Source organism: Anaerovibrio slackiae, assembly GCF_009695585.1.
In the GTDB taxonomy this organism is placed as follows: Bacteria; Bacillota; Negativicutes; order Selenomonadales; family Selenomonadaceae; genus Anaerovibrio; species Anaerovibrio slackiae.
Genome location: NZ_VUNR01000011.1, coordinates 37,619 through 56,411, shown reverse-complemented (window position 1 = coordinate 56,411; position 18,793 = coordinate 37,619). Strand labels below are relative to the sequence as shown.

Annotated in this window: 21 protein-coding genes and 1 pseudogene; all 22 read right to left on the bottom strand. The window is 45.8% G+C overall.

Features of this window, described 5'->3' with window-relative positions; translation table 11 throughout:
• Window positions 1-8: 8 nt before the first annotated feature.
• Window positions 9-1,142 carry a restriction endonuclease subunit S gene (locus FYJ84_RS07055; protein WP_205764140.1) on the bottom strand — a complete coding sequence of 378 codons (1,134 nt, stop codon included), beginning with the start codon at window positions 1,140-1,142 and terminating at the stop codon, window positions 9-11.
• Between the two features lie 323 nt (window positions 1,143-1,465).
• Complete coding sequence (locus tag FYJ84_RS07050; RefSeq protein WP_235901388.1) at window positions 1,466-2,695, bottom strand: HsdM family class I SAM-dependent methyltransferase; 1,230 nt, start codon at window positions 2,693-2,695, stop codon at window positions 1,466-1,468.
• Between the two features lie 48 nt (window positions 2,696-2,743).
• Window positions 2,744-2,950, bottom strand: a pseudogene (locus tag FYJ84_RS14645) (type I restriction-modification system subunit M N-terminal domain-containing protein); the annotation flags it as partial.
• A gap of 43 nt (window positions 2,951-2,993) precedes the next feature.
• Window positions 2,994-3,188: a PBECR4 domain-containing protein gene (locus FYJ84_RS07045; RefSeq protein WP_154406890.1), complete on the bottom strand. Its 195-nt coding sequence runs from the start codon at window positions 3,186-3,188 to the stop codon at window positions 2,994-2,996.
• A gap of 390 nt (window positions 3,189-3,578) precedes the next feature.
• Window positions 3,579-4,334 (bottom strand): succinate dehydrogenase iron-sulfur subunit, encoded by a 756-nt coding sequence (gene sdhB / locus FYJ84_RS07040; RefSeq protein WP_154406889.1) that lies wholly within the window; start codon window positions 4,332-4,334, stop codon window positions 3,579-3,581.
• A 17-nt stretch (window positions 4,335-4,351) separates the two neighbouring features.
• Window positions 4,352-6,103, bottom strand: a complete 1,752-nt coding sequence (gene sdhA, locus FYJ84_RS07035; protein ID WP_154406919.1) for a succinate dehydrogenase flavoprotein subunit — start codon at window positions 6,101-6,103, stop codon at window positions 4,352-4,354.
• 117 nt (window positions 6,104-6,220) lie between these two features.
• Window positions 6,221-6,841 carry a succinate dehydrogenase gene (locus FYJ84_RS07030; RefSeq protein ID WP_154406888.1) on the bottom strand — a complete coding sequence of 207 codons (621 nt, stop codon included), beginning with the start codon at window positions 6,839-6,841 and terminating at the stop codon, window positions 6,221-6,223.
• Window positions 6,842-6,880: 39 nt separating this feature from the next.
• Window positions 6,881-7,438 carry a Fe-S-containing hydro-lyase gene (locus FYJ84_RS07025; RefSeq protein ID WP_154406887.1) on the bottom strand — a complete coding sequence of 186 codons (558 nt, stop codon included), beginning with the start codon at window positions 7,436-7,438 and terminating at the stop codon, window positions 6,881-6,883.
• Between the two features lie 17 nt (window positions 7,439-7,455).
• Window positions 7,456-8,298 (bottom strand): fumarate hydratase, encoded by an 843-nt coding sequence (locus FYJ84_RS07020; protein WP_154406886.1) that lies wholly within the window; start codon window positions 8,296-8,298, stop codon window positions 7,456-7,458.
• A 186-nt stretch (window positions 8,299-8,484) separates the two neighbouring features.
• The gene (locus FYJ84_RS07015) at window positions 8,485-9,039 is read right to left on the bottom strand and encodes a YfcE family phosphodiesterase (protein ID WP_154406885.1); all 555 of its coding nucleotides are present in this window, start codon (window positions 9,037-9,039) and stop codon (window positions 8,485-8,487) included.
• Between the two features lie 80 nt (window positions 9,040-9,119).
• Window positions 9,120-9,755, bottom strand: a complete 636-nt coding sequence (gene rdgB / locus FYJ84_RS07010; RefSeq protein WP_154406884.1) for an RdgB/HAM1 family non-canonical purine NTP pyrophosphatase — start codon at window positions 9,753-9,755, stop codon at window positions 9,120-9,122.
• Complete coding sequence (rph, locus tag FYJ84_RS07005; RefSeq protein WP_154406883.1) at window positions 9,752-10,528, bottom strand: ribonuclease PH; 777 nt, start codon at window positions 10,526-10,528, stop codon at window positions 9,752-9,754. Before rph ends, rdgB begins: the two co-directional genes overlap by 4 nt.
• Window positions 10,529-10,707: 179 nt before the next feature.
• Entirely contained in the window at window positions 10,708-11,091 is a 384-nt protein-coding gene (gene crcB, locus FYJ84_RS07000; RefSeq protein ID WP_154406882.1) for a fluoride efflux transporter CrcB, read from the bottom strand.
• A gap of 2 nt (window positions 11,092-11,093) precedes the next feature.
• Window positions 11,094-11,759 carry a F420-0:Gamma-glutamyl ligase gene (locus FYJ84_RS06995; RefSeq protein WP_154406881.1) on the bottom strand — a complete coding sequence of 222 codons (666 nt, stop codon included), beginning with the start codon at window positions 11,757-11,759 and terminating at the stop codon, window positions 11,094-11,096.
• A gap of 17 nt (window positions 11,760-11,776) precedes the next feature.
• Complete coding sequence (locus FYJ84_RS06990) at window positions 11,777-12,352, bottom strand: hypothetical protein (RefSeq protein WP_154406880.1); 576 nt, start codon at window positions 12,350-12,352, stop codon at window positions 11,777-11,779.
• Window positions 12,353-12,444: 92 nt separating this feature from the next.
• Window positions 12,445-12,852 (bottom strand): acyl-CoA thioesterase, encoded by a 408-nt coding sequence (locus tag FYJ84_RS06985; protein WP_154406918.1) that lies wholly within the window; start codon window positions 12,850-12,852, stop codon window positions 12,445-12,447.
• A gap of 569 nt (window positions 12,853-13,421) precedes the next feature.
• Window positions 13,422-14,066, bottom strand: coding sequence for a CAP domain-containing protein (locus FYJ84_RS06980; RefSeq protein WP_205764139.1), 645 nt, complete (start codon window positions 14,064-14,066; stop codon window positions 13,422-13,424).
• A 246-nt stretch (window positions 14,067-14,312) separates the two neighbouring features.
• Window positions 14,313-14,879 (bottom strand): hypothetical protein, encoded by a 567-nt coding sequence (locus FYJ84_RS06975; RefSeq protein WP_154406878.1) that lies wholly within the window; start codon window positions 14,877-14,879, stop codon window positions 14,313-14,315.
• Between the two features lie 51 nt (window positions 14,880-14,930).
• Window positions 14,931-15,809 (bottom strand): hypothetical protein, encoded by an 879-nt coding sequence (locus FYJ84_RS06970; protein ID WP_154406877.1) that lies wholly within the window; start codon window positions 15,807-15,809, stop codon window positions 14,931-14,933.
• Window positions 15,810-16,415: 606 nt separating this feature from the next.
• A complete protein-coding gene (locus tag FYJ84_RS06965) occupies window positions 16,416-17,129 on the bottom strand; it encodes a CsgG/HfaB family protein (RefSeq protein WP_154406876.1) in 714 nt (237 codons plus the stop codon).
• Window positions 17,122-17,895, bottom strand: coding sequence for a hypothetical protein (locus FYJ84_RS06960; protein ID WP_154406875.1), 774 nt, complete (start codon window positions 17,893-17,895; stop codon window positions 17,122-17,124). Before FYJ84_RS06960 ends, FYJ84_RS06965 begins: the two co-directional genes overlap by 8 nt.
• 19 nt (window positions 17,896-17,914) lie before the next feature.
• Window positions 17,915-18,781 (bottom strand): hypothetical protein, encoded by an 867-nt coding sequence (locus tag FYJ84_RS06955; RefSeq protein ID WP_154406874.1) that lies wholly within the window; start codon window positions 18,779-18,781, stop codon window positions 17,915-17,917.
• Window positions 18,782-18,793: the final 12 nt, after the last annotated feature.

Below are 18,793 nucleotides of genomic sequence, written 5' to 3'. Positions count from 1 at the left end.
CCCCCTTCTCAACCAAAATACTTCTGCATCAAACTATCAAACAAAATCTGAGTCTCATCCAATGATTTCTGTACCACAGATTTGTGTTTATCGACTTGTGCGACGAAATCGGCGAATTGGTTTTGGAGGTAGATTGGTGGAACTATGGTTTTTATAGCTCCAATGCCATCTTGACTTATTGTATATTGACCAGCAGATGTTTTAATTTTATTTCGCATTTCGTCTTTACCATATTCGCTATTTAATATTGTGCTAGCGAAAACACCATTAACCATACTATCGTCAAAATGTACCCTAATAATATGATCATTATGATATACTGCCTCTCCAATTGAATGGAAAACAGCACACCTACCAACATTTAATGGATTACCATTTACTCTGGCAAAAAGGAAATCGTTTTCTTGCAATAAGTATTTTTCTTTTTCCTTTTCAGTCAGTAAAATTCTATTTGGCTTACTATAATCAATAATGCCTTCTTGAAGTTCTACTAATCTTAGGACAATAGACCCATTTTCGTCATTACCTCTTCTAGCCATACCATTGTTAGCTTTCGAAATAATTTGTGATAATGGTATTTTCCTCCATTCTTTGGGGTTTGTCTTAGGATCACCAAACATCTCGATAAATAAAGATTTAGTTAATGTGTCATAATGTTGAATTTGGTTTTTACGCATTTTTATTAAGTTTTCTATTTTTAATAGCATATTAGAAATACGTTTTTGTTCATTTAAATCCGGAAGTGATATAGTTATATTTTCAAAATCACTCTTTATGATATGCTTCATAGTAGCACCATGAGTTTTCAAACTCATTTCATTTAATTTTTCTTTGACTGCGAACAAAAAATAGTGTTTATCAATGTCTTTTTTATCAAATACAACTTTAAATATATGCTGATTTAATAATGCTTTTCCACCATTCCAAAGGAATATTCCTAAACTACCAGACCACGAAATTAATATGTCACCATTGTTTATTTCAATTTTTTTAGGATATATACCGTCATAAAAACCTAAATCATAGCTGTTGCCAGTTAAATCTTGGATTCTAATTATTGGTAGTCCTTTTAAACCTCTATCTGCTGGCTTAAATGCGTAACCATTAATATATGTGGCTATATCGCCTAATTTTTGCATCATAATTTACCTCATATTTATAATCTAGCTAATAAGATTATCATGTAATTATTTGGGACGGTATGTTAGAGCAGAGAATTGATGGGGGGATGGGGCGGTGCCAATGCAAGGCACTGAGACGCGCCTCGGTGCTTAGCGATTTGCAAGCCGTAGGCGCAGCAAGAGCTTAGCATCCGCTAGGCGTGGATAGTAGCGCGAGCGTGCCTGCATTGGCATTGCTCCTCCACCCATTGGAACAGTTGCTGTTTGCTATTTACGATACTGTAATGTAGCACTTTTGATACTAGAAATTGTAATTTGTCACAAATAATAAAAGAAAAAACAACCTATTCTTTAAGCATATCTTTCAACTCTGCCAGATTTTTCTGAATCTCCAACTCCAAAGCTTCAATATTAGCAATAATTTCCTCAGAAGGCGGATATTCTACAGGCACATATTCAATCTCTTTGTACTTATTAATTGACAAATCATACCCATTATCAATGATTTCCTGCTTTGGCACAAAGAAAGACTGCTCTGTACGCTTGCGCTCTTTTTCTCCATCCAAATGATGAAACCGCTCAATAATATCAGGAATATCATTCTCCTGGACTTCACTGCGCTTATCATCTAAACTAAATCCATCAGCTTGCATATCATAAAACCACACATCTTCCGTACCGCCAGCACCTGTCTTTATGAACACCAAAATAGCTGTAGATACACCGGCATAAGGCTTGAATACACCTGACGGCATAGAAATAACCGCCTGCAAAGTATGATTTTCCACTAATTCCTTGCGCATAGCCTTATGTGCCTTGGAACTGCCAAACAACACACCATCAGGCACAATACAGGCACAGCGTCCGCCTTTTTTCAGCATACGTAAAAAGAGTGCAATAAAAAGCAGCTCCGTCTTTTTTGTATTGGTAACAGCCTTCAAACTTGTACTAATAGTTTCAACATCAACAGTACCCTTAAATGGCGGATTAGCCAGGCATACAGTATATTCACTATCAATCGTGTTTTTCTCTGAAACACTATTCTTATAATCAATCACAGGATGAGTAATTCCATGCAGCATTAAATTCATGGCACTGATACGAAGCATGGTCATATCAGTATCAAAGCCCGAAAAAGCTGTGCTTTGGAAATGTGCCCATTGCTCATCACTCATATTATGCTCGAACTTGCCACGAATGTATTCAGCGGCAGAAATCAAAAAGCCTGCCGTACCACATGCAGGGTCACAGATACTATCATCAGGCGTAGGAGCCAATAGCTCTACCATCATGTCACGGATGTGCTTCGGGGTACGGAACTGTCCATTAGTGCCAGATGAAGCAGCTTTGCCCAGCATATACTCATAAATGTCTCCCTGCATATCCTGGTCTTCAATATCATGCTGATACAAATCTTCCAAACCGGTAATAACTTTTGTAACAACCTCGGCAGTAGGCAATTCAAACAGCGCATCCTTCATAAATCTAGAAAAAGCACTTTGCACTCCATTTTCTTTGGCCGGATCATCAGCAATCACTGCCACCTCGCCATTTTCATCAAAATCCGGCAACATGCCATATTTCATTTCCTTGATAGCCGGAAATACTTTTACACGCAGGGTATTGAATATTACATCTGGATCAGCATCCTTGAACCTGCTCCAGCGCATACTCTGCCCTGCCTCGCTGGCAGGAAAAATCATATCTACCTGCGACTTGATACCACGCCGTTTAAACATAACGGCTTTTTTCTCATTATTAATTTCTTTTTGATCCAAGGAACGGATAAACATCAGATATGTAATCTGCTCAATAACCTTAAATGGCATGGTCAAACCGCCAGCCCATATATCAGTCCAGATTTTATCAATTTTATTTTTTATCACACCAGTAATCATTAAAAATCCCCTCCATTTTCCACATCATAATGTGCATATAAAAATTGTCTGGCAAAAAAGCTATGTCCAACACTTTTTGTTTCCCTTTTCTCCCCAGGACAATACGATACTCTATACTCAAAAGTTTTTGATAAGCTATAGCTGCCGATTTCAATATATCTTTCTCCATAACAACCCTTCCAAATACAACAAAACGGATGCTACAGAGAAGATAGCACCCGTCTTGCAATTTCCGTTTTTTATGTCTATACAACAAGGTACATAGGTCAGATGGAGTTTTCAACGACAAGCCCTACAAAAAGCTATTCCAAGCCCCGCTATATGACACGTTTCCCGTCTTCAAAGCTTTTACTGGCACTCAACACACCGTTGCCAGCTTTATAATATTAGACTACCCTTTTTTTAACACCTTGTCAATAAAAAATTCTTGCGTATTATCACATACGAAAAAGGCTGCTGCCGGATGAACAATCATCCTGACAGCAGCCTCTGCAAGCTGAAATCTTACAATATCACAATACTACAGTATTACAATACCATCACGCTACAATATCACAGCTTACTTATTGAAAATGTTCTTCAAGGCCTGCTTGTTCACATCGCGGTTCAGCTGAGCCAGGTAAGTGGTCAGCTTGATGTTCTTAGGGCAAACCTCTACGCAGTTCTGGGAGTTGCCGCAACCGGTGATACCGCCCTTGCCCATGAGAGCATTAAGACGCTTCTCCTTGTCGAATTTTCCCAGCGGATGCAGGTTGAACAGATAAGCCTGTACAGTAGGGGAAGCACCGATGAAGTCGGACTGAGGGCCAACATTCGGGCAAGCCTCCAGGCAGCAGCCGCAGGTCATGCAGTGAGAAATCTCATAAGCGGTGGTAGCGGTGTAAGGATTCTGGATAGGAGCATCCTTAACTTCCCAGGTACCATCAATCTCAACCCATGCCTGTACGCGCTTCAGGCTCTCGAACATTACGGAACGGTCGATGAGCAGGTCGCGGATTACAGGGAAGGTTCTGGCAGGAGCAAGGCGGATTGGCTGCTCCAGCTCATCAATCAGGGCACAGCAGGCCTGACGAGCCTTGCCGTTGATAACCATCATGCAGGCGCCGCATACCTTCTCCAAGCAGTTGCACTCCCAGGTAACAGGAGCAACACGCTTGCCATCCTTGGTTACAGGATTCTTCTGGATTTCCATAAGGGAGGCAACGACGTTCAGTGCAGGACGATATGGAATTTCAAATTCCTGAGTGTAAGGGGCACTGTTCGGGCCGTCCTGACGCTCAATAATAAAAGTAACTGTTTTCTTCTGTTCTGCCATTCTGATTTATCCTCCTCTTATTCCTTCTTCGCAACAGCATAGTTACGAGGACGAGCCTTAATCAGAGAATGCTCGAACTCCTCATAATTTACGATTGGCTCCTCGGTCTTAGGATCGTAGGTAACAACAGTGGTCTTCATGAACTTCTCGTCGTTACGAGGCATGAATACCAGCTCCTCGCCATCCATCTTACGGTTGCCGTTAGCATCCAGCTCAATCTTGGCATGAGCACCACGGGACTCATCACGGCAGCGGGCAGCCTTGGTAATAGCCATTGCATAGAGGATCATGTTGCGGAGCTGACGAACAAACATGGCCTCCTGGTTAGCCCAGTTGCCATGGTCAGTCAGGCCGATGTTATCCCAGCGCTTCAGGATTTCCTTCAGCTTTACAAGGCACTTGTCCAAGCCGATGTTATCACGCTCGATGGATACATACTCATACATGATCTCGCCCATTTCCTGATGCAGCTTGTGAGCATTCTCAGGACCATTCATCTGACGAATCTTGTCATACTCAGCCTGAACCTCCTGACGGGCTGCTTCCAGCTCGGCATCGGTCAGAGCTGCGCCCTGCTTGCCTTCCTTGCAGTACTTCATAGCCTCAGGGCCGGAAACAGTACCGGAGTAAGCAGCGGACAGCAGGGAGTTAGCACCCAGACGGTTTGCACCGTGATACTGATGGTCGCACTCACCGGAAGCCATCAGGCCAGGAATAGTGGTGAAGTGCTTCCTGTCTACATAGATACCGCCCATGGAATAATGAACGGAAGGGAAAATCTCCATTGGAACCTTGCGAGGATCCTTGCCTACGAACTCGGTGTAAATCTCGATGATACCGCCCAGCTTGCGCTCCAGGTAATCAGCCGGAATGTGGGACAGGTCGAGATATACGCGGCGGTCGCCATCAATGCCCAGGCCCATGTGAACGCATACCTTGAAGATAGCACGGGATGCAACGTCACGAGGAACCAGGTTGCCGTATGCAGGATACATATCCTCCAGGAAGTACCAAGGCTTGCCATCACGGTATACCCATACACGGCCACCCTCACCGCGGCATGCCTCGGACATCAGACGGTTCTTGTCAGAGCCAGGGATAGCGGTTGGATGAATCTGGATGAACTCAGGGTTGCCGATAGCAGCACCCTGCTGGTAAACAGCAGATACAGCGGAGCCGTTGCAGATAGTGGAAGCGGTGCAGCGGCCAAATACCTGGCCAGGGCCACCGGTTGCCAGAATAACAACATCGGCAGGGAATGCCTTAATCTCCATGGAGTTCATGCTCTGGGCAACAATACCGCGGCAGATGCCGTCCTTGTTCTTAATAATCTTGATGAATTCCCAGAACTCATACTTGGTTACGCCGCCCTTAACTTCCCAGCGGCGAACCTGCTCGTCAAGAGCATACAAAAGCTGCTGACCGGTAGTGGAACCGGCAAAGCAGGTACGCTTATTCTTCTGGCCACCGAAGTTACGGAGGTCAAGAACACCCTCAGGGGTACGGGTGAAAGGTACACCCATGCGGTCGAACATCTTGATGAGCTTCGGAGCAGCCTCAACCATGCCCTTTACAGCCAGCTGGTCTGCCAGGAAGTCACCGCCGTATACGGTATCATCAAAATGCTCATAAATGGAGTCATGCTCACCCTTGGTGTCCATGCAGGCATTGATGCCGCCCTGGGCGCAGAGGGAGTGAGAACGCTTTACCGGACAGTAAGAGAACAGGTCTACTTCGCCGCCAGCCTCGCAAATTTTAAGGGTAGCCATCAAGCCAGAAAGACCGCCACCAACTACAATAATCTTATTTTTAGCCACGCAGTTTCTCTCCTTATACAATATTTTTAACTACGACAAATTCTCCAAACAGGTTATGCAATCCTGAGATTACATGAAGTAAGAGAACATAAATGCCAGAGTCAAGAGGCACATCAGAGCGCACAGGCCCATAGCCATCTTGTCAACAACGCACTGTGCGCGAGGGCCCTTGGCAATACCCCAGGTCATGCAGAAGGTAGTAATACCGTTGCAGAAATGGAAAATGGCAGCAAACATACCGAGAGCGTAGAGAACAAAGACAATCGGGTTGGACAGAACGCTCTGTACCAGCTCATAGCTGATATGAACGCCGCTCAGGCCCTTGAGATAAATACGGAGATAGCCCACATGCCAGATGAGGAATGCTACCAGGTACCATGCAGTGTAACGCTGCAGGGCAAACTTCAGGTTGCGGGAATAGCCATAGGCACCAGGGTTGTTCTTTGCATCCAAAGCGATAAAAATACCATAAATTGCATGGAACAAAATTGGCACTGCATACATGCAGATTTCAATAGCCAGGAAAATTGGTGGTGGAATGAGCTCCATCATAGCCAATCCCTGATTGAACACCTCAGGGCCACCCATAGCTGAAGCATTTGTCAGCAAATGCTCAACCAGCACACCGCCCAGTAAAATCAGACCGCAGAGGGAATGCAGACGGCGAAGATAAAAAGATACGTTAATCATTCTAGACCTCCTAAATATATTCTTTCCTTGGGAAAGTAATTATAACTTACGATATGGAGCCTGACCCATCTCGTAGAAGTTATTGCCTTCAGAGTCGATTACAACGATAGCAGGGAAATCCTCAACCTCCAGAGCTGCCACAGCCTCCGGACCCAGCTCAGGATAAGCCAGAACGGTGTAGCTCTTTACGGACTTTGAAATCAGGGCAGCAGCACCGCCCACAGCAGCAAAATAGGTTACGCCATGCTTCTTCATGGACTCGATAACCTCAGGTGCGCGGGAGCCCTTGCCGATCATGCCCTTGATGCCCTGGTCCAGCATAGTAGGAGTGTAGGCATCCATACGACCTGAAGTAGTAGGACCGCAGGAACCGATAGGATTGCCAGGCTTGGCAGGAGTAGGGCCGAGATAATAAACAATCTGGTTAGTCCAGTCAATCGGCAGCTTCTCGCCACGAGCCAGAGCCTCGGTCATAGCCTTGTGGGCAGCATCACGGGCGCTATAGATGGTACCGCTAATCAGCACGCTGTCACCAGCACGCAGGGTGCGGGATACTTCCTCAGTCAAAGGTGTAGTAATGCGAATCTTTTCAGCCATTATCTTTCTTCCTCCTCTTATAATACACGCTCAGAATGGCGCATTGCATGACAGCAGATGGTCACAGCAACAGGCAGTCCGGCAATGTGGGTAGGACCCCACTCGATATTTACAGCCAGGGCAGAAGTAGTGCCGCCCAGCTGAGGCCCGATACCGGTCTTGTTGATCATCTCGAGGAGCTCGCCCTCCAGGTTGGCATAGTCAGGATGCGCATTACGGACATTGGTAGGACGCATCAGGGCGCGCTTGGACAGGTATGCAGCCTGATCCATGGTTCCGCCGATGCCTACGCCTACAACCATCGGAGGACAAGGGTTGCAGCTTGCATGCTGGATAATGTCCAGAACAGCCTTCTTCACACCCTCAACACCGTCAGCAGGCACCAGCATCTTGATGCCGGACTTGTTCTCGCTGCCGAAGCCCTTCAGGGTAACCTCAATCTTCAGCTTGTCACCATCTACAATCTTGGTGTAGATGATAGCAGGAGTATTGTTCTGAGTGTTCACGCGGTTGAACAGAGGCTCAGCTACAACGGACTTACGCAAATACCCCTCAACGTAGCCCTTCGCAACACCTGCATTGATGGCATCGGTCAGATTGCCGCCCTCAATGTGCAGATCCTGGCCGATCTCAAGGAAGACGATGGTCATGCCGGTATCCTGGCAGATAGGACGATCCTCTGCCCGGGCAATCTCGGAATTGCGGATGATCTGATCCAGAACATCGCAGCCAACAGGAGACTCCTCGGTTTCCCTGCCCTTCTTCAATGCCTCATATACATCCTGAGGCAAATAATAGGCAGCTTCCTTGCACATCTGCGCTACTTCAGCAGTAATCTGCTCTACATTAATTGTACGCAAAGTAAACCCTCCCTAAATATATAATAAAATCACATTCACTACTTTATAATAGCATATTTTTAAATTGCTTTCAACCTAATAACGGCAAGGGTTTTAGAGAAAATAAAGTGAACCTAATTCATCTTTTTGTATTGGTTTATCATAGTTATAATCGGGAATTTGTATAATAAATTATATACATATTGTTCAAAACAATCCGAACCATTTTTCACGTTTTTTCCCTTTACCCTCCTTGGCGGACTTATCCTCCTTCCGCCTGTCCTCAAGGTGATAGTGATAAATCTCCGGCTCTGCCCCCTCATGCAGCTCCAGCACCATAAAGGACTGGCCGCCCCCATCCCGGGGATAAGCCAGGCTGCCGGGATTGATGAGCAGCACCCCGTCAATCTTTTCCTTGAAGGCTACATGGCTGTGGCCGAAGACAGCTATATCTGCTCCGTTTTCCTCTGCCGCCTGCACCATGCCATAGGGGGAGCCCTTTACGCCGTAGATATGGCCGTGGGTCAGGAAAATCCTGTGGCCTTCCGCCTCCACCACTTCCTCCTCCGGCACGCTGCGGTTGCCCCAGTCACAGTTCCCTGCCACGTTTACCACCTTGGCATCATAGGCCATATCCAGATATTCGGCATCATGAATCATATCCCCTGCATGAAGCCACAAATCTATCTCCCCTGCCAGCTCCACCGCCTGGTCAATAGCCGCGGTATTGCCGTGGGTATCGCTTATCAATCCGATTTTCATCTCAAACGCACCTCAACATATCAAAAAACTGGAAATCCGGGAAGCTCCTGCAAAGCCTCCCTGCTATGCCGGTACATCAGTCAGCACCCTGCAAAATAATCCTGCAAAAGCACTGCCATCTCCCTCAATGCCGCGCCCCGGTGGCTGATGGCCTGCTTTTCCGCCAGGCTCATCTCCGCCATGGTCACATCACCTACATAAAAGTACGGGTCATAGCCAAAGCCGTTCTCGCCTCTTGCCTGAAGGCGGATTTCTCCACGGCAGAACCCCTTGGCCGTCAGAACCCTGCCCTCGGCATCCATAAAGGTCAAAGCGCACTGATAGGCCGCCGGTGATGACTCCCTGCCCAATTTCTTCAGCTCCTGCTGTAATTTTGCGTTGTTGTCTGCATCACTGGCATTTTCCCCGGCAAAGCGGGCAGAATATACTCCCGGAGCACCACCCAAAGCCTCCACCTCCAGCCCCGAATCATCAGCCAGGCATGCCATGCCGGTCTGCTTCTGGTAATACCCAGCCTTAAGCAGGGAATTTGCCGCAAAGGTATCCCCGTCCTCCACCGGCTCCTGGAACCTTTCAGCCAGGTCAGCCAAAGACACCAGCTCTACAGGCAGCCCCTGAAAAGCATTAATCATCTCCCGCACCTTGCCCTGATTTTTCGTGGCAATCACAATTTTCAGTTTTGACTTTTCATTTGCTGCCATCTGCACATCTTTCATTCGCGGCCTACCCTCCATACCAGCACATTGCCCAATACATCCTTTTCATAGGAAATCAACTCATCAATTCCCTTTTCCGCCAGCTCCAGCAGCCTGTTCATTTCCTCTCGGCTGAAAGGCCGCCCCTCGCCGGTGCCCTGCACCTCCACGAACTGACCCTCGCCGGTCATGACCACGTTCATATCCACCACCCCGGCAGAATCCTCCTCATAGCAGAGGTCAAGAAGGGGCTCCCCGGCAGGGGAAATCCCCACGCTGATAGCCGCCAAAAAATCCTTTACCGGAAAAGGCTTCTTCTCATCATAAAAGCTGTTGCATGCCTCCACCAGGGCGATAAAAGCTCCCGTAATAGAAGCAGTCCGGGTACCGCCATCTGCCTGAATCACATCGCAATCGATGATGATAGTCCGCTCCCCCAGAGCCTTCATATCCATGACGGAGCGCAGGCTCCTGCCTATGAGCCGCTGAATTTCCTGTGTACGTCCTGTCTGCCTGCCCCTTGCCGCCTCTCTTGGCGTCCTGGTATTGGTAGCACTGGGCAGCAGGGAATACTCCGCTGTCAGCCAGCCCTCCCCGGTGCCCCGCAAAAAATTCGGCACCCTTTCCTCAATGGTAGCGGCGCAGATGACCTTGGTATTGCCCATCTCAATCAGCACCGAACCGGCTGGATGCTTCTGAAAAAAACGATTTATCCGATAGCGACGCAGCTGGTCAGCCTGCCGCCCGTCAGGGCGTCCCTCCGGCTGCGCCTTGCGCCCGTTTTTACGCTCCATAAAATTCCTCCTTGCAAAACCTTACTATATATATGATACCATAAAAACGCAAAAAAATACTGCCAGCCACAAAAACCGGCAGTAAAATTTTGCAAATACTTTCATAGCACAGCTACCCCAAGGCAGCCCCACCCAAAATTACACAACAGGCTGTGTACAGCAAAGCACCGCTAACGTTGTCAGCTCAGCCAGTTAGCTGCAAACATGCCCATCAGCACCGCTCCGATGCCCAGGCTGACATTGCCCACCACGTTCAGCATAGAAGACATGACATGCTGATTCTGCATCAGGCTGACTGTTTCCATGCTGAAAGAGGAAAAAGTAGTAAAGCCGCCCATGAAGCCAACCAAAAGAAGCAACCTAAGGTGCTCAGGCACAGGAAGGCTCTTATTGATAAAATAAAACATCACTGCGCCCATGCAGAAGCTTCCTATGATATTCGCGGCAAAAGTGCCATAGGGAAAGCTGCCACCCACATGATTGCCCATAAAGGTAGTCACCAGATAACGGCTGACAGCCCCCAGGCCGCCGCCTACAAAAACCAGCATAGCATTGAACAGCATAATTATTGCCCTTGTTCCTGCAGCTTGCGGAAATTCTTGATAATAACAATCGGCGTCTTCTGGGAAGCGTTGCCGAAAGGATTGTCAATCAGAAGCCTTGCCGCCCTCTCGCCATCCAGGCCGGCAGAAGCACCAACTACACGGGAACGCTTCAGGTCATTAACATCGGCAATCAGGCCGCCAAAACAGCCCAAACGCTGCTTCAGCTGCTCCACCACCTTGTCAGGGTCCTTAGGGCCATAGACAATATGCTTGTCAAAAGGCGGCATAGTGCCGGTAACATCGTCAATCAGAGCCGTCTGCTCGCCGCCCCACTTGTAAAACAATCCGTTCATGCCTACCAGCTTGCCCAGGAAGCCCATAACAAGGGCACCGGCAACGCGCCACTTGCCCTCCACATCCATCAGGGACTGCATGCCATGAGGGCTGGCCAGGGAGCCGTAGTCAGGAATAAAGCGGCAGCAAAGCTGTGCTACCCTGGTAATCTTCAAATTCTCTGGACGGATTGCCCTGCCCTGGGTAATAGCCACCACGCTCTCAGCCACGGAGATAACGTCATCCGGGCCAATCTTGCCCTTGGTATAGCGTTCTACCACATCAATAATATTATCCTTGTCGGTCAGAATCCTTGTCGGAATCGGCACCAAATCTATCTTAATCTCGCTCATCTCAACAACCTCCCTGCTCAGTCCTCTGCCAGCTTCGTACCAGCCAGGGCAGCTACCTCTGCTGCCGGTACCTCAATGCGCACCTGGCGGTAATGGCAAGGTGTACGGCCTGTCTCCAGCCAAATCAGCTGGAAGTTAAAGTCAGGCATGTGGGAAACAGCTTCCTTGAGGGACATGCCCTTTCTGGCAATCAGCTTCACCTGGCACTTGATAGAGGCCTTGTCCAGGCCACCCTTGTAACCCTTCTTCTGAATGATATACGCCTCAAAATAATCATCCTCGCGAGGTGCAGTCACCAGCTCCGCATGGCCGCGGGTTTCCAGGCCGTCATACTGCTCATAAGGAAGCTGCGGACGCACCAGTGCATCCATGATGGTAGCGCACTGCTTGCCATCATTGACAAACTCAATCACCGTACTGATAGTCAGACTATCCTCAGTCTGCTCATCCACAGCCAGCCTGCTGCGGCTCTCCACCTGCGGCACAATAATCTCCGTGCCTGCATGGCACAGGTACAGCTTCACCAGCCCTGCCAGCAATACCACAACCGCCACCAGACACAGCAGCCCATCAAAAAAAGTAAATGAACACATACAATTTCCTCCCAATATATTACAGCAGATTACAATATATTAAATATATAAATGCACCGAAGTAATACATGCACCGACTTCCATAAATGTCATCAGTCCAGCATAACCTTCAGCTTATCATAGTATTTGTCCGGCAGGCGGGTAATCTTCCCCGTTGCCCTGCTGGTAAACACATTCTGGGTAAAGCCGGTCACCAGCACCGTATCATCACAGGCACGCAGCACCCGGTAGCTGAACGCCATCTTCGCCTTGGTCAGCGCCACCGGCGTAGTCTCAATGATGAGCTCATCATCAAAATAGCCTGAGTTCATGTATTTGGCACTAACCTCGGTAATAGGAAAAACATAGCCGTCATCCATCAGCTCTGTCAGGGTAATCCCCGCCTGGCGGAGAAATTCCACCCTGCCAATCTCAAACCAGCGTATATAATTGGAGTGATGTACCACCGCCATAGCATCAGTATCATAAAAATTAACCTTGTGCGCCACAGTCGTAACCATCATTCTGCCTCCTTTAATCAGCTACACAAATAAACCAAAAATTCAACTTATTCACTATAAAACTATTATGGAAAAAAGTCAAGGCAGTAATGCAAAACACCCCGCCTTTGGCAAAAATCCCTACTGCCAAACACGGGGTGTACATCTAACAAAGGCTATACTGACCAGCAGATATCAATGAGGAAAAAAACCACCCCTCACGTTTACCAAAAATCTTTATTATTATTTGATGCTCTTGCCAGCACATACCTGCAACAGGCAATATTAAGCCACACTACGCCATTGCCAAATTTAACAAAGATATCAGTTCATTTCTCAATATATATTGTTATTAATTATCTACTTACTCCTGCTCGCTCTCTATAGGATGGACATACTGGATATAATTTTTGCCTAGTGCTAGATTTTGTGCAATAGCCAAATATCTGCAACTGATAGAGTAAATACAAGAGAAGTACCTAAACATTACACAACACTACGGAAAAGCTGATTAACTTGGGACAACTGACACGCTCTACTGATAAACGAAAAATCCTGCTTAGAACTGTGAAATAGTATTTTCGTAAAATTTAATGTCTGACTGGCATAGGATGCCTGAATAGCTGCACCCAGTAATGCCTCTGCCCGGAATTTTCATTATACATATATCCAACACCCAACTCACTATAATCGCTCCGCAATATATTGGCACGATGCCCTGGACTGTTCATCCAAAGCTCAACCACTCTAGCTGCTGTCGAACTTCCACATGCAATGTTTTCTCCTAACGTATATTTTCCATCAGGCAGCACAGTGCTAAACTTCGTTCCATCAGGCCTGGTATGAGAATATTTCCTCGTCAGCTCCTCCGCCCTGATAGCAGCTGCTGACTGCAACTCTGCTGAAAATCTCAAAGGTGTAACGCCTGCCTTGCACCTCTCCTCATTCACCAGATCCAGCACCTGTCGGGCAATATCATCTGCCCTCTGCTTAGAAGCATCATCCGCCTCTTTTTTTATGATAAAATGATAAATAAATTCATATCCGCTGCGATAGTGAATAGCTAAATATCCATCTCCTTCTCCATGCAGATTCAGTTCTACCGTGCGGCCATCCTGCTGGACAATCTCCACCTGGTCAGGCGTAAGGCTCTCAAAAACAGCTGGCGCATTTGCATCTATCTTATAGCCATTTAACGGATTTATCTGCACCGTCCGTTCATTGCTGTTAGCCATCACTGTACTCGAACACATCACTACAAAAGCCAGAACCATCGCCCAGCATAACACTAAGTATTTTTTATTCATCCCTAACCACTCACTCCCCTGAAGATAATTCAATTTATTGTCGATAATTAGACATTTTCCACTTTTAAGTAATTTCATACTGAAATTGAAAAGCAAGTACGACAGAAATCGCCATACTTGCTCATACTAATTCATAAATCGTAAAATATCAGCAACAGATAAGGACAACGAGAACTATATATACTCTTTCATGGCCTCCGCCAATGCTTTTCTGTTGATGTCAACACGCACCTCCACGGAAACATTATCCGCTGTGGCTTCCTTGATACGGACATTACAGGCCAATACAAATCTATCATATCGGTAACATAAGGCAAACACCTCAGACTTGTACTCCTGCCCGGAATTTTCTTCCTGCAAATATTGAATAGCACGAGTGACAGCCTTTTTCTTTGCCAGAGCAACAGCCTGCTCCTTTGTGCTGCCATCTCCCTTGATGACCACACGCAGGGGCGAAACAATCTCCTCGGCTGCTTGCACTACTGCTCCAGCTACAGGCTCACCATGCGCTTCAGCAGTGGCTGTAGCATCTTGTGCTGCCGAAGGCTTTTCCCCATCAACTTCATGCCCACCAGCATCTTTCGCGTTATCCAGGGAATTTACATCCCCTGGCGTCTCTGCCACAACATCAACAGATGTATGGTGACCGCTATTTTTCTGAGATTCTTCTGCCTCACAGGACGGATAGGCACACATAAAAAGCATAGCTGCAATACCCAGACCTGACAAGTATCTTTTCATATCTGGACACCTCTATTTCTCTAAGCCACTACCACATTTACTAACAGAAAATCACTTTACAAAAACTACATTGCCGGTAGACAGGAAGCCATTCACCTGATTTTCTGCCAAAATTTTTGCTGCATCGTCCTTAGAAATAACAGGATTGAAGAAATGCTCAACACTCTGAGCCTTAACGACCATCGGATTGCTGCCTGCACGCTGCACGCCAGAAGCAGCACTATTGGAATAGCCTACATAGCCGCGGCTGATTACCTGATCATGAGAGAAGTTCTCCAAGCCATAGACAACCTTCTTGCCATCAGTATAAACAGCAGGAGCCATAGCAGTCTGCAAGCCCAAACCGCTGCAATCAACAATCAAGCCGGTATACTGGCCGGTAGCCCCATAGAGATTGCCTACGGTTGCCTGGTTTGTATTAGCAGACTGACCTGCATCAGCAGCCTTATTGGCAGTATCAGCAACCACTGACTCAGACGGCTTGGTATCTACAGGAACAATATCAGATGGTGGCAAGAAGTCCTGCTGAGGCACATTTGGAATAACGGCAGCTGCCAGAGAATTTGCCCCGCCAAACACAGGCAATTCCAATATTACATGTACATAACCGTATTCATCAGTGGTGCAGGATACCTCCCTGGCCCCCTTTACAATGCCGGAAACACTTGCATTAATCACATCGCTGGTAACAATGGCGTTCTCTACTGTGGTCTTGGAATCAATCTGCACTCCATGCACATGCTCTGCTAATATTCTCTGTGCATCCACCTTGGCAGCAATCCTCTTTAAAGCAAAAGATTGCCCATTATTGCTGACGCCCTCTACACGAACTACACCATCAGTAATGTCCGTAGCAGCCATAGCTACACTAGATAGTGCCAGCACGCAAACAGCCAGCAAAACACTAAATAATCTTCTCATGGATTTCATAACAATTCCCCCTTGATAAAAAAAATTATAATATCCGGCTTCAGCCCACCTCTTTTTTCCCACAAAGAGGGCATCCAGCCGTCTTTGTCATTGAACCGGCATTGCCTGTTCAATAACATTTAACACGATACTTAACGACTTGAGCAGATATCCCGGCAGCTTATCGCATTCCTCTAAAAATTCCCTGCTCATATTTTTTATACATCCTTTATGCATCTCTATATTAATACTTTCAGCCTCGATATACAAGACTTTCAACCTATTTTAATTTAATTCTAATATTATGCAACTTTTCTAATAATATTCTAATCTGCACAGCAAGTGTCACACTTTTCCCAGCCTGAAACTCTGGCACCATGTCCCATAAATGCGCAGTTACAGCACCTTCTCCTGTAAGTATATACTCTTATATCTCCAATCTCAATATGTGACAACCAGTGTGACAGAGTTTTTTATTGTTTAACTTTAGTTCTGAGCAATATGTAGTATTTCATCTTATATGGCAGATATATTAATTGAACGCTCTTTGCTCAATCAATCTGCATAATACATGTATTTATACAACAAAAGCCTTACTTTTACTGAACAATCACATCCGCTTTTTAATCACCATTTTCTTTCTAACACTTTTTGAATCAGCTTATCCACAGTTTTCTCCATAGCGCCATAGTACATATTCGTATTTACTTTATCTTGCCCCAGCTTCAAGGCACCAGCACCCAAGGCTTGATTTTTCGCACTGGCACTTTCTTTAGACTTAAAGATTACTTTGCCCGTAGCCGCCTCAACTATCCGCAATGTTAATACCGCGTACAAACCACTCTCGCTAAAACTATAACTGATGCCAAATAACAGCCCGCTATCGCAGTCTGACATACGGCCTAATGCGTTCACTGTACCATATACCAGATAGTCAGCGCCATATTTCTGCCCGATGGCATTTGTTAACTCGCTATCCAAAATATCTCCTTCATTAGCATTGCATAGCCTCACACCTGCCACATTGCTTCCCGTTTGCAAGAAATAGCCAAAATCCATATCCAGTTCATCTGGCACTTCCCGGGTATCTCCAATCAGCTGTGCTTCTTCTGGGCTGGATTGCCCTTCTACAAAAACATATCCCCTATCTACCATCTTCTCTAAAACAATACTCGACATTATTTCAGCAGAATCAATATCCTTGTATATAGTTTCATCAGCATATTCCAGCATCACAAATACGGGAGATGCTGCTGCCCTGCCTGGCAAAACAGCAGCAAGACAAACTACCGCCATCAAGATATATAGATACCCAAACACCGGTCGCCTGCAATCAATCATAAGAAATACTCCCTTCTGTACCTATCTGATGATTCCCTATAACAACAGCTCTAACTTCTATTTGCTTGATATTTTCAGGTATCGTCAGCAAGGACTCATCTACTTCCGGTATAAATTGCTTAAAAGTAATGATATTCCTGTTGTTAATTTTTTTGCCTTCAAGCTCAAAGCTCTGAATTGCTATAAAAGCTACCAGCTTGCCCTGATCAAAATAATACCTGCCTCTTTGAGGAATCATATTGTTTTCTGGAACATATTCCTCATATTGCAATAACTTGCCGCGTATATTCTCTTCGCCACTACCTGAATATACTATACAGGAACCAATGGTATTAGTTTGAAACAACGCTCCTAGAAAATAAGCTGTAATTGTATTAGAAAACCTAAACGGACTCCCCGTTATATACTCTATCTTCTTGCTAAAGAATTTCCTTTTTCCTTTTTCCATCGTGGAATAATGTGATAAGTCATATCGCTTATCGCCTATATACAACACTTCATATGCAAACTCATTGCCATTGAAATTATTAAATCTTTTCTCATATACACTATCCCCAGATACCACATAAACATCGTGCGTGCTAGTTTTTTGCCCATTATTATCTTGCTCATGTACAATATCCAACGTATACAGCTTATTGTTCATCATATCCACATAAGTTTGCAGCAATGGCCCGGCAGCCGCCTCACCATGACCGCAGCTGTACAAACCAAAAGAGCAAAAGCCCATAAAAACCGCTAGCAAGGTAAACAAACACCTAATCATAAACATCCCCCTTATTGCATCAATACTCTTCCACTACCAGCGGCTTAGTATTTGTCAGGCTTGAAATCCCCATCTGTCCCCCTTGATAGATTGTTGTACCAGGTGGAATAACAAATTCACTTGCTGCAACTTCTGTATCAAAAGCAATAACCTCTTGCAAGCCAAATCTATCTTCGACAAATGACAATCTGCCATTGCTAAAATAAAATATGAGTTTACTGTCATATTCACCCATTTTGAATTGCTCTTTCACATCATACGTTTCACTCTGATGCAAAACACCTCCTATTTCCTTTTCACCACTGCCAATAAAATCCCAGTTTCTAACCATATCCTCATTCAAAATCAGATGAAATTCATGTACATCATACCATTCCTTCAGCAAATGGGCATTGGGATTTTCCTGTTCTATCGGTATCACAGTGCCTACCAGCTTATTGCTTTTCTTCTTGGAGGAAGGATACACGGGAGGCATCCCTGGAATATAGACACCATCTCCCAAGCTATAATGCTTACCATCTTTCCATATATTTATAGTGCAGCTATCCGAAATCTCTCCGTGATACGTAGAATGAGATACTCTTTTACAGCATCTGCTAACACCATCTGTAACATATGTTGTTTCGTCAAAAGATTCTTTTGCCTGTGCTAAAAGTTTTGCCTGCTTTTTTCCCTCATAAAACTGTTTTATCATGCCCATCATATCACGATTCCTGTCACCACGCTGTCGCAATATTATATGGTATTTTCCGCCATGCATAATTGCCTCATAAGGCTTCAGCAACGGTCCTGCCACTCCCGCCAATGCCCTGCCTGGTGCCTGACATGCCAGCAATACTCCTATAGCCAGAAAAACCGATAACGATGTTTTTAATATCCGCTTCATAAAAGCACATCC

Coding starts and splice junctions, on each gene's coding strand:
- rph (WP_154406883.1), bottom strand. CDS start 10,528: ATGGAGCGTAAAAACGGGCGCAAGGCGCAGCCGGAGGGACGCCCTGAC.
- FYJ84_RS06980 (WP_205764139.1), bottom strand. CDS start 14,066: ATGGCTAACAGCAATGAACGGACGGTGCAGATAAATCCGTTAAATGGC.
- FYJ84_RS07015 (WP_154406885.1), bottom strand. CDS start 9,039: ATGAAAATCGGATTGATAAGCGATACCCACGGCAATACCGCGGCTATT.
- rdgB (WP_154406884.1), bottom strand. CDS start 9,755: ATGAAAGATGTGCAGATGGCAGCAAATGAAAAGTCAAAACTGAAAATT.
- FYJ84_RS07025 (WP_154406887.1), bottom strand. CDS start 7,438: ATGGCTGAAAAGATTCGCATTACTACACCTTTGACTGAGGAAGTATCC.
- FYJ84_RS06955 (WP_154406874.1), bottom strand. CDS start 18,781: ATGAAGCGGATATTAAAAACATCGTTATCGGTTTTTCTGGCTATAGGA.
- FYJ84_RS06960 (WP_154406875.1), bottom strand. CDS start 17,895: ATGATTAGGTGTTTGTTTACCTTGCTAGCGGTTTTTATGGGCTTTTGC.
- FYJ84_RS06965 (WP_154406876.1), bottom strand. CDS start 17,129: ATGATTGATTGCAGGCGACCGGTGTTTGGGTATCTATATATCTTGATG.
- sdhA (WP_154406919.1), bottom strand. CDS start 6,103: ATGGCTACCCTTAAAATTTGCGAGGCTGGCGGCGAAGTAGACCTGTTC.
- crcB (WP_154406882.1), bottom strand. CDS start 11,091: ATGCTGTTCAATGCTATGCTGGTTTTTGTAGGCGGCGGCCTGGGGGCT.
- FYJ84_RS06985 (WP_154406918.1), bottom strand. CDS start 12,852: ATGGTTACGACTGTGGCGCACAAGGTTAATTTTTATGATACTGATGCT.
- FYJ84_RS06975 (WP_154406878.1), bottom strand. CDS start 14,879: ATGAAAAGATACTTGTCAGGTCTGGGTATTGCAGCTATGCTTTTTATG.
- FYJ84_RS07050 (WP_235901388.1), bottom strand. CDS start 2,695: ATGTTGCCGGATTTTGATGAAAATGGCGAGGTGGCAGTGATTGCTGAT.
- FYJ84_RS06990 (WP_154406880.1), bottom strand. CDS start 12,352: ATGTGTTCATTTACTTTTTTTGATGGGCTGCTGTGTCTGGTGGCGGTT.
- FYJ84_RS06995 (WP_154406881.1), bottom strand. CDS start 11,759: ATGAGCGAGATTAAGATAGATTTGGTGCCGATTCCGACAAGGATTCTG.
- FYJ84_RS07055 (WP_205764140.1), bottom strand. CDS start 1,142: ATGATGCAAAAATTAGGCGATATAGCCACATATATTAATGGTTACGCA.
- FYJ84_RS07030 (WP_154406888.1), bottom strand. CDS start 6,841: ATGATTAACGTATCTTTTTATCTTCGCCGTCTGCATTCCCTCTGCGGT.
- FYJ84_RS06970 (WP_154406877.1), bottom strand. CDS start 15,809: ATGAAATCCATGAGAAGATTATTTAGTGTTTTGCTGGCTGTTTGCGTG.
- sdhB (WP_154406889.1), bottom strand. CDS start 4,334: ATGGCAGAACAGAAGAAAACAGTTACTTTTATTATTGAGCGTCAGGAC.
- FYJ84_RS07045 (WP_154406890.1), bottom strand. CDS start 3,188: ATGGAGAAAGATATATTGAAATCGGCAGCTATAGCTTATCAAAAACTT.